General features: G+C 63.6%; 17 protein-coding genes. 10 read left to right on the top strand and 7 right to left on the bottom strand.

Translation table 11 applies throughout. From position 1 onward, the window contains the following. Positions 1-150 precede the first annotated feature (150 nt). From AArcS_RS14820 to pyrG, 3 genes are read right to left on the bottom strand one after another with little or no spacing between them, the layout of a single operon-like run. Positions 151-474 carry a DUF7126 family protein gene (locus tag AArcS_RS14820; protein ID WP_238478188.1) on the bottom strand — a complete coding sequence of 108 codons (324 nt, stop codon included), beginning with the start codon at positions 472-474 and terminating at the stop codon, positions 151-153. Next, positions 474-1391 carry a glutamine-hydrolyzing GMP synthase gene (guaA, locus tag AArcS_RS14825; RefSeq protein WP_238478189.1) on the bottom strand — a complete coding sequence of 306 codons (918 nt, stop codon included), beginning with the start codon at positions 1389-1391 and terminating at the stop codon, positions 474-476. Before guaA ends, AArcS_RS14820 begins: the two co-directional genes overlap by 1 nt. After that, a complete protein-coding gene (pyrG, locus tag AArcS_RS14830) occupies positions 1391-3049 on the bottom strand; it encodes a glutamine hydrolyzing CTP synthase (RefSeq protein ID WP_238478190.1) in 1659 nt (552 codons plus the stop codon). Before pyrG ends, guaA begins: the two co-directional genes overlap by 1 nt. A gap of 161 nt (positions 3050-3210) precedes the next feature. On the opposite strand from pyrG, the gene AArcS_RS14835 reads away from it, so the two are divergent. From AArcS_RS14835 to AArcS_RS14845, 3 genes are all read left to right on the top strand, one after another. Further along, positions 3211-4725, top strand: coding sequence for a sensor histidine kinase (locus AArcS_RS14835; protein ID WP_238478191.1), 1515 nt, complete (start codon positions 3211-3213; stop codon positions 4723-4725). Between the two features lie 63 nt (positions 4726-4788). Next, positions 4789-6144, top strand: coding sequence for an ATP-binding protein (locus tag AArcS_RS14840; protein WP_238478192.1), 1356 nt, complete (start codon positions 4789-4791; stop codon positions 6142-6144). A 94-nt stretch (positions 6145-6238) separates the two neighbouring features. Next, positions 6239-7600, top strand: a complete 1362-nt coding sequence (locus AArcS_RS14845; RefSeq protein ID WP_238478193.1) for a PAS domain-containing sensor histidine kinase — start codon at positions 6239-6241, stop codon at positions 7598-7600. 1 nt (position 7601) lies between these two features. Here AArcS_RS14845 and AArcS_RS14850 read toward each other — a convergent pair whose 3' ends face one another. Continuing rightward, positions 7602-8360: a DUF7260 family protein gene (locus tag AArcS_RS14850; RefSeq protein WP_238478194.1), complete on the bottom strand. Its 759-nt coding sequence runs from the start codon at positions 8358-8360 to the stop codon at positions 7602-7604. A 166-nt stretch (positions 8361-8526) separates the two neighbouring features. Between AArcS_RS14850 and AArcS_RS14855 the strand changes: the two genes are divergently transcribed. Genes AArcS_RS14855 through AArcS_RS14880 form a run of 6 tightly spaced genes read left to right on the top strand, consistent with a single transcriptional unit; the run spans position 8527 to position 14048 of the window. Then, entirely contained in the window at positions 8527-9567 is a 1041-nt protein-coding gene (locus AArcS_RS14855; RefSeq protein ID WP_238478195.1) for a PstS family phosphate ABC transporter substrate-binding protein, read from the top strand. Positions 9568-9581: 14 nt separating this feature from the next. Further along, on the top strand, positions 9582-10574 hold the full coding sequence (gene pstC / locus AArcS_RS14860) for a phosphate ABC transporter permease subunit PstC (protein WP_238478196.1): 993 nt from the start codon (positions 9582-9584) through the stop codon (positions 10572-10574). Beyond that, positions 10571-11491, top strand: a complete 921-nt coding sequence (pstA, locus tag AArcS_RS14865; protein ID WP_238478197.1) for a phosphate ABC transporter permease PstA — start codon at positions 10571-10573, stop codon at positions 11489-11491. The genes pstC and pstA overlap by 4 nt, the downstream gene beginning before the upstream one ends. Position 11492: 1 nt before the next feature. After that, positions 11493-12323 (top strand): phosphate ABC transporter ATP-binding protein PstB, encoded by an 831-nt coding sequence (gene pstB / locus AArcS_RS14870; protein ID WP_238478198.1) that lies wholly within the window; start codon positions 11493-11495, stop codon positions 12321-12323. A 2-nt stretch (positions 12324-12325) separates the two neighbouring features. Further along, positions 12326-12991: a phosphate signaling complex protein PhoU gene (gene phoU, locus AArcS_RS14875; RefSeq protein WP_238478199.1), complete on the top strand. Its 666-nt coding sequence runs from the start codon at positions 12326-12328 to the stop codon at positions 12989-12991. Between the two features lie 37 nt (positions 12992-13028). Next, positions 13029-14048: a phosphate uptake regulator PhoU gene (locus AArcS_RS14880; protein ID WP_238478200.1), complete on the top strand. Its 1020-nt coding sequence runs from the start codon at positions 13029-13031 to the stop codon at positions 14046-14048. 1 nt (position 14049) lies between these two features. Here the strand turns inward: AArcS_RS14880 and AArcS_RS14885 are convergent, their stop codons facing one another. Both AArcS_RS14885 and AArcS_RS14890 read right to left on the bottom strand, forming a co-directional pair. Next, positions 14050-14409 (bottom strand): group I truncated hemoglobin, encoded by a 360-nt coding sequence (locus AArcS_RS14885; RefSeq protein WP_238478201.1) that lies wholly within the window; start codon positions 14407-14409, stop codon positions 14050-14052. A gap of 40 nt (positions 14410-14449) precedes the next feature. Beyond that, on the bottom strand, positions 14450-14884 hold the full coding sequence (locus AArcS_RS14890) for a universal stress protein (protein ID WP_238478202.1): 435 nt from the start codon (positions 14882-14884) through the stop codon (positions 14450-14452). A gap of 129 nt (positions 14885-15013) precedes the next feature. On the opposite strand from AArcS_RS14890, the gene AArcS_RS14895 reads away from it, so the two are divergent. Beyond that, complete coding sequence (locus AArcS_RS14895) at positions 15014-16003, top strand: aldo/keto reductase (protein ID WP_238478203.1); 990 nt, start codon at positions 15014-15016, stop codon at positions 16001-16003. Between the two features lie 11 nt (positions 16004-16014). Here AArcS_RS14895 and AArcS_RS14900 read toward each other — a convergent pair whose 3' ends face one another. Continuing rightward, a complete protein-coding gene (locus tag AArcS_RS14900) occupies positions 16015-17742 on the bottom strand; it encodes a threonyl-tRNA synthetase editing domain-containing protein (protein ID WP_238478204.1) in 1728 nt (575 codons plus the stop codon).

Here is a 17742-nt window from a genome sequence, read left to right on the forward strand (position 1 = left end):
ATAAAATGAGCGAACATGCGTGAATGCACCGCAACTGTCGCCGGGCCTTACGTACCAGCCGGGACACGTCACGAGTGCGCCATGTCAGAGCGCCCCGGGACAGCCCGTCGAGGGCTGCCCGGGTTTGCGGGAGGGCGGAACGCCCCGTCGCTATTCCGCTGCCAGTTCTTCAGCAACCGTTTCAGCCCCCAGCAGTTCGGGATCGACCGCCAGATCCGTCTGTGCGCTGACGAACTCGGGCAGGGACTGACGGTCGTAGACGACCGCCCGTACCTCGTCATTGAGGTCCTTTGCGATGGGGATCGCCGTGGCCTGCTCGACGTCAGTGAGGACGAACAGGTCTGCCCGATGAGCGCCCGCTTCTTCCAGTTTCGGGCGGGTCGCGATTCCCTCGATCCGACCCAGTTCGACGCCCTGCTCGCGGAGCTGTTCGCCCAGTCCGTCCGGGTCGGGGCCTGCGAGAATCGCGTACATTACTCGTACTCGATGGTCGCGGGCGGTTTGTGGGTCACGTCGTAGACGACCCGGGCGACGTTCTCGTGGGAGCCGGTGATCCGGCTCTGGATGCGCTGGAGCGTCTCCCAGTCGATCTCCTGGGCGCGCGCGGTCATCCCGTCTCTCGATTCGACGGATCGAACCGAGACAACCCAGCCGTGGACGCGGTTGTCACCCTTGACGCCCGTGGCCTTGCCGATCACCGCGGCGAGTGCCTGCCACGGCTCGTACTCCTCTAATTCCTCCTCGACGACGTGGTTGGCCTCGCGGGCGACTTCGAGCTTCTCGGCGGTGATCTCGCCGATGATCCGCACGGCGAGGCCGGGGCCGGGGAACGGCATCCGCTCGGCGACGAGTTCGTCGAGATCGAGGTCGCGGGCGACCTCCCGTACTTCGTCCTTGTAGAGATCACGCATCGGCTCGACGATCCCCTCGAAGTCGACGACCTCGGGCAGGCCACCGACGTTGTGGTGGGATTTGATCGTCCCTTCTGACTCGATCCGGTCGGGGTAGATCGTCCCCTGGACGAGATAGTCGGCGTCGACGTCTTTCGCGACCGTCTCGAACTCCCGGATGAACTGCTCGCCGATGATATGACGTTTCTCCTCGGGATCGGTCGTCTCACCGAGCGCGTCGAGAAATCGCTCCTGTGCGTCGACGATCCGCAGCGAGTCCATATACGAGAACGTCTCGCGGATCTGCTCGGTTTCGCCCTTGCGCATCAGGCCGGTGTCGACGTACACCGCCGTGAGCTGGTCGCCGATCGCCTCGTAGGCCAGCGCCGCGGCAGTCGAGGAGTCGACCCCGCCCGACAGCGCGATGACGGCGTTTGCGTCCCCGACCTCCTCGTCGATCTCTGCCACTTTCTCCGTGATGAATGAATCTACGTCTACCATTATAGTTCAACCTCCGTTCCTGTGTCAGCGTCCGCATCGTCCGCCTCGACGATCGCGTCGAGTAGCCCGACGAATGGTGGGCTCGCGCGCGTTGGTCGCGAGCGGAACTCGGGATGGAACTGCGTCCCGAAGAAGTAGGGATGATCCTCGAGTTCGACGATCTCCATGCGGTTGTTGGACTTGCCCGAGAAGACGAGACCGGCCTCTTCGAGATCGTCGATGTACTCGGGATTCACCTCGTAGCGGTGACGATGCCGTTCGGTACAGGACGTGTCGCCGTAGATCTCGTGTGCCACCGTCCCGGGTTCGATGTCGGTCTCGTGTGCGCCCAGTCGCATCGTTCCGCCCATATCCTCGACCTCGTACTGCTCGGGCAGGATGTCGATGATCGGGTGGGGTGTATCCTCCTCGATCTCCGCGGAGTGTGCGCCGTCGAGTCCGAGGATGTTCCGGGCGTACTCGACGACTGCCATCTGGAAGCCAAGGCAGAGACCGAGATAGGGCACGTCGTTCTCGCGGGCGTATCGGACTGCCTCGATCTTCCCTTCCGTGCCCCGGGAGCCGAAGCCACCGGGAACGACGATGCCGTCCAGCTCGTCGAGCTGGCCGTCGTGACCGTCCGCGAGCTCCTCGGAGTGGACCCATGTGACCTCCACGTCGACGCTCGCTTCGAGCCCGGCGTGTTTCAGCGCCTCGTGGATCGACATGTAGGCGTCTTCGAGACCGTACTTGCCGACGAGGCCGACCTCGACCTCGCCCGTGGTGGGCTGGGTGACGACCTCGCGCCACTCGTTATCGCGCTCCGCCGGCGGGAGTGCGGCGTCGGCGAGTCCGAGCCGCTCCATGACGTACTCGTCGAGACCTTCCTCCTCGACCATCAGCGGGACGTGGTAGATATCCTCGACGTCGGGATTCGAGAAGACGGCTTCCATCGGGACGTCACAGAACAGCGCGATCTTCTCTTTTGTGTCGGGATCCAGCCGGTCGTCACACCGCCCGACGAGGATGTCGGGCTGGAGGCCGATCGACCGCAACTCCTTTACGCTGTGCTGGGTGGGTTTGGTCTTCTGTTCGCCGTTTTTCGAGTAGGGGACGAGCGTGACGTGAGTAAAGAGAATGTCGTCGTCGTCCTCCTCGTGGGCGAACTGCCGCAGCGCTTCGAGGTAGGGCATCCCCTCGATGTCGCCGACGGTCCCCCCCACTTCGATGAGACAGACGTCTGTCCCCTCGGCGGCCTCCCGAATTCGCCGCTTGATGTCGTCGGTGATGTGGGGGATGATCTGGACGGTCTTGCCCAGATAATCGCCTGCGCGTTCTTTCTGGATGACGTGCTGGTACGTCTTCCCCGTGGTGACGTTGTGGTCGAAGGTCATGTCGATGTCGAGGAACCGCTCGTAGTTCCCGAGATCGAGGTCGACCTCGCCGCCGTCTTTCAGCACGTACACCTCGCCGTGCTGGTAGGGGTTCATCGTGCCCGCATCCACATTGAGATACGGGTCGATCTTTACTGCCGTGACGTCGAACCCGGCGTTTTTCAGGAGTCGGCCCGTGCTGGCAGCCGTAATTCCCTTGCCGAGGCCCGACATCACGCCCCCGGTAACGAAAATAAACTTGTTCCCGAGGGTCGGGTCGTAATCAGTGTCCGATTCGGTCGGCATACCGACCTTCCGCGAGCGTGGGTCAAAATGATTTCGGACGGCGGCCAGCGCGTCAGTCAGTGACAACCCTTTGAGCGCAACGCTTACGCGTCTGTATACGGTTCTATGATGATAGTTGTGAGTTACGTGACCGATCAGTCGTCCACTGACGACCATCGAGTATGACCGGGGGTGCCCCGTCACCGGATGCGCTCGTCCGGGCGCTCACCGACGCCGACGGCGTCCCGTATCGTCGCCGAGTGGACGGTGGGCAGCGCCTCGAATCGAGTGGGAGGCAGATCGGCGCGCTGCTTGATCTGGCGGAACCACCGGAGCGCTGGCTGGACTACGTCCATTCGGCCGACCGAGAGGACGTCCGGGCGGCGGTCGAGCGAGCAGGCAGTGAGACGACTACCGAAACCTACCGTATCCGAACCGACGGCGGCCGGACGCGCTGGGTTCGCGACCGCTTCGCGCGACATGACGACGACCGAATCGAGGGGATTCTATTCGAGGTGACTCAGGAGATCGCCCACCGTGAGTCCCTCGAACGGGACGCCGAGTTGCTCGACGACATCTTCCAGCACGTCCCGATCCACGTCTACATCAAAGACGAGGAGGCCCGTCACCAGTACGTAAGCGATCACATCGACTTTCCCGAGGATCTAATCGGCAAACGTGACATCGACGTCGGCTTTACTGAACCCGAGTCGGGGCGGCGCGCCTACGAGGACGACATGCGAGTGATCGAGACCGACGAGACGATACTCGATCAGGAGGAAGAGTACCCGGCGGTGGGCGAATGCGATCTCACCTCCAAGGTCCCGATCTACGACGAGGACGGCGAGACGATGGGACTGCTTGGGGCAACCCGCCGGATCACCGAGCGAAAACGGGCGAAGGCGGAGCTCGAACGCAAAACCGAGCGTCTCGAACGGTTCGTCGACATCGTCAGCCACGATATCCGGAACCCGCTATCGGTCGCACGGGGCTACACGGAGCTGATCGAGGAGCCAGACGCGGAGCCCGAGTACGTCGAACAGGTCGAGCAGTCGATCCACCGGGCGAACGCAATCTTAGACGACGTGCTCGCACTCTCCCGACAGGGATCAGCCGAGATCGATCCCGAACGCCTCGGGCTGTCGACCGCTGCAGAGACCGCCTGGTCACACGTCGAGACGGCCGAAGCCACGCTCTCGTTGCCCGACGAGGACCTGACGTTTCGGGCCGACCGGTCTCAGCTCGCGCGGGCGCTGGAGAACCTGTTCAAAAACGCTGTGGAACACGGTCCCACAAGCCCTGACTCGCAGGCTCAGCAGGACGCTGTGGAACACGGTCCCACAAGCCCTGACTCGCAGGCTCAGCAGGACGCTGTGGAACACGGTCCCACAAGCCCTGACTCGCAGGCTCAGCAGGACGCTGTGGAACACGGCGACGAGACGGTTACAATCACCGTCGAACGGCTCGATGACGGCTTCGCAGTCGAAGATGACGGACCCGGCATCCCGCCCGAAGAGCGCGAGCGTGTCTTCGAACAGCAGTACACGACAGCCGAGACTGGAACCGGGTTTGGCCTCGCAATCGTGGAACAGGTTATCGACGCTCACGGCTGGGAGATCGATCTGTCTGCGAGCTCGTCCGGCGGTGCACGCTTCGAGATCACCGGCGTCGACGTCGTGGGGAGCGGGGACGACTAGCCGACAGCGCCCGAACGCTTAGTACCATCGCGGCGAGAACGATCACCGATACACCCGAGACTGATGACGGATCACACCATCAAGGACCTGTCCGCGGCGCTTGCCAGCGGTCGGCAGTACCGTCGCCGTCTGGACGACGGCCAGCGTCTACTGTCGCTGGGGAAGGGTCCTGCTCCAGCCTTAGACATCCTCGACCAGTCCTCGACCGAAGCCGACTGGCTCGACATCGTCCATCCAGACGATCGGGAGGCGGTGGAGGCGGTCGAATGCCTGAATGCGGGCGAGAGCGTCGACCTGGGCTATCGGATCGGGACCGACGATCCGGTGTGGGTACGTGATGTCGCGTCGGTCCCGGAAGATCGGCCCGACGTACTGGACGGCATCCTCTTCGACGTCACCGGGAAGGAACACCGCTACCGGGAACTCGAAACGGAATCACATCTGCTCGATCAGCTGTTCGAGAGTATTCCAGTCCATCTCTTTGTGAAAGACGAGGCTGGCGTCCACCTCCACGTGAGCGACCACCTCGAAAAACGAGTGAGATACGTCGGCAAAACCGACGCGGAGATTGCGGGCGAGGATGACCCACGCGGCGAACGCGGACTCGGCGACGATACCCAGGTGACCGAGTCCGGCGAACCAATATTCGACAAGGAGGAGTACCTCCCCGGGCTCGACCAGTGGAGCCTCACCTCGAAAGTGCCCTGGACCGACGAACACGGCGAGGTACAGGGTCTCATCGGCGTCTCGCGTGACATCAGTGAGCGGAAACGCGCCGAATACCAACTCCGCGAAGAGACCGAACGGCTAGAAGAGTTCGCCGACATCGTCGCTCACGACATCCGAAACCCACTCACGGCGGCGCTGGGGCGGCTCGAACTCGCAGAATCGACCGGCGATCCGGCTCATCTCGACGAGACTGTCGACGCGCTCGATCAGGCCGACGCCATCATCGACGACGTGTTGACACTCGCTCGGCACGATCCCGACATCACTCCGGAATGGGTCTCCCTCCAGCGGCTCTGTCACGGCGCGGCCCACTCGATTACCGCGCCGCGTGCGGAGATCGATTTCCCAGCAGACCAGGAAGTGTTGGCCGACCGCTCACAGCTCCGGCGACTGCTCGAAAACCTGTTTACCAACGCCGTCCAGCATGGCGGCACGGAGGTTCGGATCGACGTCAAGCTGCTGAATGAGGGCTTTGCCGTCGCCGACGACGGCCCCGGTATTCCACCGGACGATCGCGAGCGAGTGTTCGAGGAATCGTACACGACACACCCAGACGGGACGGGCTTTGGCCTGCCGATCGTCGCCGAAATCGTCGAGGCCCACGGCTGGCAGATCCACCTCACGAGCGCCGAGAGCGGCGGCGCGCGGGTCGAGGTTACCGGCGTCAAGCGACGAGCAGCCGATCGGTAGCTCGTGTTGGATCCGGAACATTTAGTAGACACCATCCGGTCCGTACAGTAAACGCATCGGGCCACGGTACGGTCGAGGTACGTCAGATTCGAGCATGTTCGATTCACCGCTCAAAGCCGTCGTTGATGGGATACCAGGAACCGTGTACCGACGGTCCAGTTCCCGGCCACAACCGATCGAGCGAGCGACGCCCGGTCTGCAAGAGCTTGCGGGCCTCGAAGCGTCCGCGCTCGATGGTGACGAGCGGGGCTGGCTCGATATCGTCGTCGAAGACGATCGACCGGATCTCCTCGAAGCCATGAGCGATCCCCCACAGGACGGCGTCGAAACGAGTACCTACCGGATCGAGACCGACTGTGGGGACGAACGGTGGGTCCGTGACCGATTTCGAGCAGTCTCGGACGAGCGGATCGAGGGATTCGTCGTCGATGTTACGTCGTCGATGCAGGAGCGACGTGAACTCGAAGCGGAGATCGATCGGCTCGAGGCGATCTTCGAGTCAATCCCGGCCCACGTGTACGTCAAGGATCGTGATGGCCGTCACGTGCGGGTGAGCAAGCATCTCGAGTTCGCAGAGAACGTCGTGGGAAAGACGGATCTAGACGTCGAGGGGATCGCGGACGAACACGTCGAGGGGAGCTACGCCGATGACATGCGGGTGATCGAGGAAGGCGTCTCGATCATCGACAAGGAAGAGTATCTGCGGGGGATCGAACAGTGGAACCGGACGTCGAAACAGCCGCTCCGTGTCGACGGTGAGGTGGTCGGACTGGTCGGGATCACACAGCGGATTACAGACCGGAAACTGACAGAGCAGGAGCTCCAGCGCCGGACTGAGCGGTTAGAGGAGTTCACGGAGACGCTTACACACGACATCAGGAACCCGCTGAATATCGCCAGAGGACACGCCGAACTCGCCATGGAGACCGACGATCAATCACACCTCGAAGAACTCGTCACGTCGCTCGATCGTGCGAACGAGATCATCGACGATGTCATTGCACTCTCACAGGCTGAGGAAATCAATCTTGACGCCACGACAGTGACAGTATCGGATGTCTGTCAGGATGCCTGGCGGAGTGTCAGCACGATCGATGCCTCACTGTCGCTGCCGGAGCGCGACATCCTCGTGGAGGCGGATCGGTCACAGCTATCCAGAGTCCTCGAAAACCTGTTCAGAAACGCCGTCAAGCACGCCGCGTCCGACGTTTCGATCGAGGTCGAAGCGATCGAATCGGACGGCACGGTAACTGGATTCGCGGTCGAGGACGATGGACCCGGAATCCCGCCTGATGAGCGCGATCGGGTGTTCGAGACGAACTACACCATCGCGGACAACGGCTCCGGGGTTGGTCTCTCCATCGTCGCGGATATCGTCGAGGCACATGGCTGGACGATCTCGGTTACTGACGGAACGGAGGGCGGCGCACGCTTCGAGATCACCGGCGTCGAATGAGCTACGACGCTTCACTGAGGCGGCGCTCGGTGCGCTCGATCGAGCGGTCGATAACGTCAGCCAGCCGCGCATACACGGCGAGCAGCGGGAACGTCGTCTCGCAGTACTGATAGAGATACTCCGCGAGGCCGGTCATCGGATCGGGAAGTTCGCGGCGCTGCTGTTCGAGAAAGTCCTGTCGTTCGTCGACCAGGTCGTCACACTCCGCACGCAGATCGAGGAGTCGTTCGCGGGTGAGCCGGAGGCTATTGAACTCCATCCGGTCGATCGGCTGGTCGAGAATCGAGTCGATCCGCTCGATGGTGTCGACCACCGTCCGTTCGGCCTCATCGAGGCGTTCTTCCTCGCCGTCGATCAGGGCAAGCACCCGCTTTCTGGTCCTGATCGCCTCGTTAATCGTCGTGATGAGACTTCGTTTCAGAGGTGGATGGAGCGACTGGCTGCTGGTCACTGCCGCGGCGACTTCCTCGCCCAGTTCGCCGGCCATATGGTCGCCAAGCGACTCGTCGTAGGCGAGTTCGTAGTGAGAGACATCCATCACCGTCTCGGCGTAGGCGTCGCGGACCGACTCCAGAGCTGTAGAACTCGACGCAGCGATTCGTGTCTGTCTCCGTCCCGCCCTCGGCTGTGTAGCTTCGAGTTCGACCACCCGCTCGCCGAAGGCCGTGAACGCATCGACCTCCTCGCGCAACTGACGACGCTCACGCTCCAGCGCGCGTCTCGCGGCATCGATCGGTCCTGTTGGCGTGCTGGTCCCCACGTCGCTCGTAGGTCGTGGTGTAGGAAGTATAAACCTGTCTCACAGTCCCGGTCCGGGGACGATCTACGTACTAGAACATAGTGATACAGCGAGCGATATATAGATACTGTACAAACTATATATCTCATAGCAGCCTACTTATTGGAACTTCCCATATCCGTACTCGATGGCACAGAACCCATCGGACACGGGCGACAGCACCGGACGAACTGACAGCACGCGACGAACCTTCCTCGCCTCCGCGGGTGTGGTCGGCGGGCTGGCACTCGCGGGCTGTCTCGGCGGCGCTGACGGCGATATTTCGGGGACGATCGACGCGTCGGGATCGAACACCGTCGCACCGATCACGGACTGGGCGGGCGAGCAGTTCGCCAACGAGTATCCTGACGTGCTCGTCGATGTCGCGCCGGAGGGGACCGGTGCGGGGTTCCAGGAGTTCTGTCAGGGGAACTCAGCGGTCCAGAGTGCGAGCCGCCAGATTTCTGAGGACGAAATCGACCTCTGTAACGAAAACGACGTCGAGTACCGCTTCCTCGAGGTCGGTCTCGACGGGCTGTCGGTCGTGAAGAACTCCGAGAACGACTGGGTCGACAACATTACACTTGAGGAACTCCAGTTGATCTGGGAGTTCGAGGCGACCGACGAGATCACGCAGTGGAGCGATGTCCGAGACGAGTGGCCCGACGAAGAGATGCAGCTCCACGCTCGCGACACCGCGTCCGGGACGTTCGATTACTTCACCGAAAATATCAACAGCGAGGTCGGTGACATTCGAGACGACTACTCCGCGACCAGTGCGACCAACGAGATCATGAACGCCGTCGCCGGTAACGTACACGGCTTTGGCTGGGGCGGACTCGGCTATCTGGTCGACATTCGTGATGATGAGCCGATCGAGGCGGTCCCCGTCGAGAGTGACGCCGATGGCGATTTCTATCTGCCCACCGAGGAAAACATCGAGGAGGGGCTGTATTCCCCGCTTGCCCGACCGCTGTTTGCGTTTGTCAATCTTGCGAGTCTCGAAGAAGAACCGGACCTCATCGGCTCGTTCGCTCGTTTCTACACGAACAACGCCCAGGAGTTCGCCCGCGACGAGGGGTTCTTCGCGGCACCCGACGAGGTCACCGAGGAGAACCACGACAAGATCGACAGCTGGCTCGATGAGGTCGGCATGGACCCGGACGAGCTCACCGTCCAGCGTGAGTAATCACGAGGGACACGATGAGCACTGACACTGACCACGGGCCGGGGATCACCGGTGGCACCGCCCAGAGCGATCTGGCAGCCAATCGACGCGCACGACGTGTACTCTTTGGCTGTGCCGCCATCACGGTCCTCACGACGCTCGCGATCTTTTTCGTGTTGCTGGATAATGCTGCGAGTTACTTCTTCGGATCGCGACTCACCCAGATGCTGCTCGGCGCGAGTACCGAGCAAGTAATCACGTTCACCGAGTTCTTCACTGGTACGCGGTGGGCACCGACCCACGCGACGCCCGCTCACGGTGTCCTGCCGATCGTCTTCGGAACGATCGTGATCACCGTCGGCGCGGCGTTCGTCTCGATCCCGATCGGGACGGCGACCGCGATCTACCTCTCGGAGTACGCCTCGCCCGGCGTCCGAGCGAAGCTCAAACCGACGCTGGAAGTGCTGGCCGGGATCCCGACGATCGTCTACGGCTACTTCGCGATCGCCTTCATCAACCCGGTGTTGCTCGGTCCGATCGCCGACTCGCTGTTCGGCATCAACATCGGCCGGTACAGCATGCTCTCGGGGATGCTCGTGGTCGGTATCATGACGATCCCGATGGTCTCCTCGATCAGCGAGGACGCCATGTCCGCGGTGCCCGACGACCTGCGAAACGGCGCGTACGCCCTCGGCGCGACGAAGTTCGACGTGTCGACGAAAATCGTCCTTCCGGCGTCGATCTCGGGCGTGTTCGCATCCTACATTCTCGCGGTCTCGCGCGCGATCGGCGAGACGATGGCAGTGACACTGGCGGCCGGGTTCAACGCCAACATCACCGCGAATCCGTTCGACGAGATCATGACGATGACCGCCTACATGGTCTCGATGGCCCGCGGAACGTCCGCGGTCGGGACTATCGAGTACCAGAGCCTGTTCGCGGTCGGACTGTTCCTGTTCGTAATGACGCTGACGATGAATCTGCTCAACGACCGGTTCAAACGCCGCTTCCAGGAGGAGTACCGATGAGCCTCGACACGGAGACTAGTGGGGAGGCCGACGACGAAGCGCTGTTCACTGAGATCGATCTCGGTTGGGAGCACCTGAAAAACCGGATCTTCCTCGGGATCATCTTCGCGGCGTCGATGTTCGGCGTCGTCATGCTTGCGCTCCTGTTGTTTGACATCATTACCGACTTCTACGTCGGGATGACGGAGTTCAACATCAGTATGGGTGACTTCCTTACGCGGGACGGCTCCCGCCGCGAGGAGCTCTCCGGGTTCCGCGGTGCGATCGTTGCCTCGATCATGCTGATGGTCCTGACGGCGATCCTTTCGTTTTTCGTCGGCGTCGGGTCGGCGATCTACCTCGAAGAGTACGCGCCGGACAACCGGGTCACGCGGCTTATCGAGGCGAACCTCGCGAACCTCGCTGGCGTCCCCTCGATCGTCTACGGACTGCTCGCGCTCGCCGCGTTCGTCAACGGGATCGGTATGGGGCCGATCCTGCTCGCCGGGGCGATCGCGCTCGCCCTGCTCGTGATGCCGATCATCATCGTCTCGACCCAGGAGGCGCTCCGGGCCGTTCCGGACGGCGTCAGGAACGGTTCCTACGCGACCGGTGCGACGAAGTGGCAGACGATTCGGAAGGTCGTGTTGCCCGCTGCGATGCCCGGTATCATGACCGGGACCATCCTCGCGCTGGCCCGGGCGATCGGCGAGACGGCCCCGCTGATCATGGTCGGCGCGCTGTTTACCAACCGGATGCCGTTTGGCCCGCTCGATCGGTTCAGCGCGATGCCGACCCAGATCTACAACTGGGCGAACGAACCGAGCCAGCATTTCATCCATCTGGCGGCAACCGGTATCGTCGTCCTGCTTGCGTTTATGTTCGCGATGAACGGAATCGCGATCTACCTGCGAAACAGGTACGAGACGGAGGTCTAACATGGCAACAGAAGGAGATAAACTCATCACGACCGACGTGCAGACGAGTAGCACAGGACGGGTCGAGCGGCCGGACGAGACAGTTGTCGCTTCACGACACCTCGATGTCTACTACGGCGACGAGCAGGCCCTCGATGACGTCTCGATGGAGATCCCCGAACACAAAGTCACCGCGATCATCGGGCCATCGGGCTGTGGGAAATCCACCTTCCTGCGGTGTGTCAACCGCATGAACGACCAGATCGACGCGTGTCGGATCGAGGGGGATCTTCGCTTCCACGGGAAAGACGTCTACGACGACGACGTCGATCCGGTCGCGCTCCGGCGGAAGATCGGCATGGTGTTCCAGAAACCGAACCCCTTCCCCAAATCGATCTACGACAACGTCGCCTACGGCCTGCGCGTGCAGGGGAAAGCCGACGATGTCGACCTCGACGATGCTGTCGAGGAGGCGCTCCGTGGCGCGGCGCTGTGGGACGAAGTGAAGGATCAGCTCGATTCGTCGGGGCTGGACCTCTCCGGCGGGCAGCAACAGCGCCTCTGTATTGCTCGCGCGATCGCAACCGATCCCGAAGTAATCCTGATGGACGAGCCGACTTCCGCGCTCGATCCGGTCGCCGCCTCGAAGATCGAGGATCTGATCGCCGATCTGGTCGAGGAGTACACCGTCCTCATCGTCACCCACAACATGCAACAGGCCGCCCGGATCTCCGACAAGACCGCCGTGTTCCTCACCGGCGGCGAGCTCGTCGAGTTCGACAACACGAACAAGATCTTCGAGAACCCGGAACACGACCGGGTCGAGGATTACATCACCGGGAAGTTCGGATAACCATGCCACGACACGACTACCAACGACAGCTCGAACGGCTCCGCGGGAACGTCCTCGACATGAGCGAGCTCGTCGTCGAGCGGCTCGAACTGGCGCTTGACGCGCTGGAGACCGGCGACGAGGAGGTCATCGAGCGAGTTGTGAGCGGTGACGACGAGATCAACCAGCTGTATCTGGATCTCGAACAGGACTGCGTCGACATCCTGGCGCTCCAGCAGCCCGTCGCCGGAGATCTCCGATTCATCGCCGCCTCGTTCAAGATCATCACGGATCTGGAGCGGATCGCGGATCTGGCGACCAACCTTGCAGGGTATGCCCGCCGGATCGACGTCGATCCGGACGCGATCGCGGGGCTTCGATCGATCGGCGAGACGACGATCGAGATGGTCGAGGCGGCGATGAGCGCGTACGCCCGCGACGACGCCGACACGACCTACGACGTTGCCGATCGAGATGATGCGGTCGACGAGCGCTGCGAGCAAGCCAGCGAACGGATCGTCCGGGACCTGCTCGAACGCTCGGCGGCGGACACGACCGAAGCGATCCTCGACGAGGTCTCGATACACCTGCTGGCGATCCGGGACCTCGAACGCGTCGGCGACCACGCGGTCAACATCGCCGCCCGGACGCTGTACATGGTCGAAAGCGACGACGAGTTGATCTACTGAGCATGCCCGACGGAACAACAGGCACTGATCGATGCGTATGAACGGGAGCCCCGAACCGGTCGAACGAAAGGTCCAGCTCACCGGCGGATCGACGTATACGATCTCGCTGCCCAAGGAGTGGGCGACGACGAACGACGTCGAGACCGGGACGCCACTGGTCCTCTATCCGAGTGAGGAACGGCTCGTGGCGCTCAAGCGGTCAGCACGCAACAGCGACAACTGGATCGCGATTGACGTGCGCGACGTCGACCCCGAGGCGCTCAAAAAGACACTCGAAACTGCCTACGTCACCGGCTACGACGAGATCACGCTCGAATCACCGACCGGGCTGACGGCCGAACAGCGCCGGGCCGCCCGCTCGGCAGTCAACGGCCTCGTCGGCGTCGAGATACAGGACGTTACCGAGGATTCATTGCTGGTGCATAGCCTGCTCGACGGGACGGAAGTATCGCTCCGCCAGACCGTCGTCCAGATGCAGCTGACGGCGCTGTCGATGCACGAGGATGCGATCCGTGCGATCCTCGAAAACGACGACGAGCTCGCCCGTCGCGTGATCGATCAGGACGACGACGTCGACCGGCTGTTTGCCCTTGTGAGCCGCCAGTTCCACCGCGGCCTCGCGGAGTTCCGCGAGATTGCCCAGCTCGATGTCGACCGCCCGACTGCCTTCGCGTACTATCGGATGGCGCGACAACTGGAACGGGTCGCTGACCACGCCGAGAAGACGGCAACCGTGGCGACCCGCCAGCACGAGGCTCCGCCCGAACGGTTCCACGAGGAGCTGCTGACGCTGGGCGAACGCGCTCGCGGGGTGCTCCGGGCGGCGCTGGAGGCCGGGCTCGACGACGGATCGGTCAGCGACCTGCAGACCGTCTTCGTCGATCGGGACAGCGTCGTTGCGGATGTCCGCGCGCTCGACCGGTCGCTGTACGACGAGGACGTACCGGAACCACAGCTCCTGGCAAGCGTCCTCGACAGCATCGAGCGGATCGCCGAGTACGGCGCGAACGTCGCCGAGACGGGACTCCAGTCGGCGCTGGGCTCCGCCAACGAGTGACCTATCGATTCAGGACATCGTCTTCTAGCTCCGCGACCGCGCTCATTACCGCTGCGCGGTCCTCGTCATCGACCTCGAACTCGGCGAGCGCGTCGTCAAGGTGGTCCGCGACGGCCGCGAAATCCTCCGCCTGCAGATCGAGATGTGCGTGTGCCCGTCGCATGTCCACGCCGTCGTACAGGTCTGGCCCACCCGTCACGCTCGTGATGAACGCGGTCTGATGAGCTCGCTGGCGCTCCATGTCGACGTCCTCGAAAAACGGTGCTAGCTGGTCGTCTGCGAGCACACGGTCGTAGAACTCATCGACGACAGCGGCAATGGCCTCCTCACCGCCGAGTCGGTCGTACAGCGTCCCGGTCATGGTCCCGCTACGGACGCCCCCGAAGAAAACGTTTCTCCGATCAGTCGCCGATGTTCACGACCAGCACGGTCCGTTCGGCCTCCCGCACGACCCGTTCGGTGACGCTCCCGAGGTTCTCCAGTCGATCGCGGCCCGTCCGGCCATGGGTACCGATCGTGACCAGATCGATATCGTGTTCGTCGGCGTACCCCAGAATCTCCTTGTACGGCGTCCCATCGACCACCGACGTTTCGAGGTCGAGATCCGTCTCGGCGACTCGCTCGGCGATGTCCTCGATCGCCGCCTCTGCGTCCCGACGGAGCCGGTCGACGATCTCCTCGCGCTCATCGTCCTCGGCCGCGAGATAGACACGCTGGTCAATCACCGAGACTGCGTGCAGAATTGCGTCGTGGTTTCCGGCGATCTCGATCGCGTGATCGAGCGTCTGTGCGGTCCCCTCGCTCCCGTCGGTCGGCACCAGTATGTCGTCGTACATCTCTCCCGAGATATTCTTCACTATCGTACGTGAATCTTATCCCGCGGGTGGTCCGGTGTTCCGGACGATATCGCGTACACAGCCTGCCGCCGGACGAACCGTTAGGTGGCTGGCGACGAAAGGAGGGGTATGCAACACCGACGACTCGGCGACACTGGCTTTGACGTCTCGGAAATCGGCCTCGGGACCTGGAACATCGGTTCGGACTGGGGCGAGGTATCGGAAGCGGAGGGCCGCGAGGCTATCCGGACCGCCCTCGACGCCGGGATCGACTTCATCGACACCGCCGACGTCTACGGCGACGGGCGCAGCGAACGCCTGATCCGTGAGGTGCTCGACGAGCGCGACGCTCACGACGAGGTCACGGTCGCGACGAAGGCCGGGCGACGACTCGACCCGCACGTCGCGGAGGATTACGACCGCGAACATCTCGAAGCGTTCGTCGATCGGTCCCGGGAGAACCTCGGCGAGGACACGCTTGATCTCCTGCAGCTGCACTGCCCGCCGACCGACGCGTACTACCGGGCCGAGCCGTGGGACGCGCTGGCCGCCCTCGCCGACGCGGAGAAAATCGACAGCTTCGGCGTCAGCGTCGAGCGCGTCGAGGAGGCGCTCAAGGCCATCGAGTACCCCGGCGTCGAGACCGTTCAGATCATCTTCAACCCGTTCCGCCAGCGTCCCGCCGAACTGTTCTTCCGCGAGGCGAAACGGCGAAACGTCGGCGTCATCGTCCGCGTCCCCCTCGCGTCGGGCCTGTTGACCGGCAAACTCGACCGCGAGACGGAGTTCCCCGAGGACGACCACCGCAACTACAACCGCGACGGCGACGCCTTCGATGTCGGCGAGACGTTCGCGGGCGTCCCATACGAGACCGGCCTCGACGCCGCCGAGGAGCTCCGCCCGCTCGTCCCCGAGGAGCTCACGATGGCCCAGTTCACGCTCCGCTGGATCCTCGACCACGAGGCCGTCTCGACCGTGATACCCGGTTCGACATCGCCCGAGCACGTCCGCCAGAACGCCGCCGTCTCCGAGGCAGGCTCGCTCTCACACGCAACACACGGTGCGGTCCGGGACATCTACGAGGCGTCCATCCACGAGCACGTTCACCACCGCTGGTAGGCCGAGTCGTTCTACTCCGACCTGCCGACAACCAGTCGATCGCTCAGACACAGCGGCCCGCGGCGCGACACGGGGCGATCCAGCGGCACCGACGCCCCGATTCGATCGGCGAGCGCCTCGATTGTCGCCTCCTCCGTCCTTCCGGTGTCGCTGTCGGTAACGCGCACCGTGTCTTCATCCCCCCGATCACTGACCACTACGTAGTACGGCACCCGATCCACCACAGCCGCGATGCGCTCCCCGACTGCCCGCGCTCTGTCGTCGATATCCACACGAACTCCTGCCCCCGACAGCGTCGCCGCAACCGACCGACAGCGCTCAATCTGGCCCTGATCGATCGGAAGCAGTCGGACCTGCGTGGGGGCGATCCACGTCGGAACCCCCCGGTCGAGCACCGTCGCGGCCAGCGCCTCGATGGACCCGACAGGGGCGGTGTGAACGATGACCGGCGTCGAGCGGCGTGTTCCATCGGCGTACTCGACGCCGAACCGCTCCGGGCCGTCGACATCGACCCGGAGCCAGCCCAGCTCGACGATGTCGTCGCCGACCGACGCGAAGAACGTCACCGAGAAGGGATGCTCGACCGCGCCGCGCTCGACGGCGACCGGCCCCTCGAAGCGCCCAACGACCCCCTCGATCCACTGCTCGTGGGCCGCATAGAACTCGTCGGTGACGCGCACGACCGGCACGCGATCGATCCCGAGCGTCGAATCGAGGTCGTCGAGCAGCGCCAGCCGCTCCTCGACGACCGTCAGCGCGGCGTCGAGATCGGTCGTCGCGGTGTGAGCCTCCGGGAGCGTCACCTTCTGGGGGACCGAGTCCGGTCGCTCACACTCGCCGACCTCCCACAGCGCCGCCGGAAGCGCGTCGGCGTCGAGATCGGCGTCCGCGAAAGCCGAGAGATGGCCGGGACAGAGTGCCCGACGGGTCACCGACGCCCCCTCCACGGCCCAGCCCGCGGCCGCGACGTGCTTGCGGATCGCCGCAGTCGCCGGATCCAGTCGCACCGGCGTCCGGACCGGCGTCGCGTCCACAAACCGCTCGTCAAGCAGCGCCCGGATGCACGCACGCATCGTCAGGCCCCGGGGCGTCCATCGTAGTCCGCCTCCTGTCGCCCCTTCGTCACTCGTTGTGATCCCGTGGGCTATGAGGATCTCGTCGAGTCGGGCGGGGCGTCGCTCCCCGCGTACGATCCCGTCGAGCACAGCCGGAACCGCGGTGGCGTTCTCGATCGGTACCAGCAGGTCGTCGGTTTCCCGGCCGTCTGCACTCGTATCGCCCGCCAGGAACCACCTGGTCTCGCCCGCCGCTTCGTCCACGTGGTCCTCGCCGGTGAGTCGTCTGGAGCGAACCGCGTGTGGGTGGCCCTTCGTCCGCAGCTCACATTCGAGATGCCAGCCCGCCGGAACCGATCGGACGTCTCGATCGGAGAGCCCGACGCGTATCCCGTCGAGCACGTCCGTCACGACGCCCCGCCCGGCCGGGTCGTCGACGAGGTGGGGCGTCGGAACGAGTACCACCGTGTCGGTGTTGAGCTGGTCGCTCGCCCCGCGGAGTTCGGCGGCCGCCGCTGTGGCGACCGGCCCCAGTCGGCCGCCGTCGCCCGTTTCGACGCCGACGAACGCGCCGATACATCCGTCAGCAGACACCGGATCGGGATACTCCTCCGGCTCTACGTCCCCCCGTGAGTGGACCGGCTCACAGGACAGCGCGTCGGCGTGAACGGCGAGCAATCGCAT

Origin of the sequence: Natranaeroarchaeum sulfidigenes (genome assembly GCF_017094485.1) — an archaeon.
GTDB lineage: Archaea > Halobacteriota > Halobacteria > Halobacteriales > Natronoarchaeaceae > Natranaeroarchaeum > Natranaeroarchaeum sulfidigenes.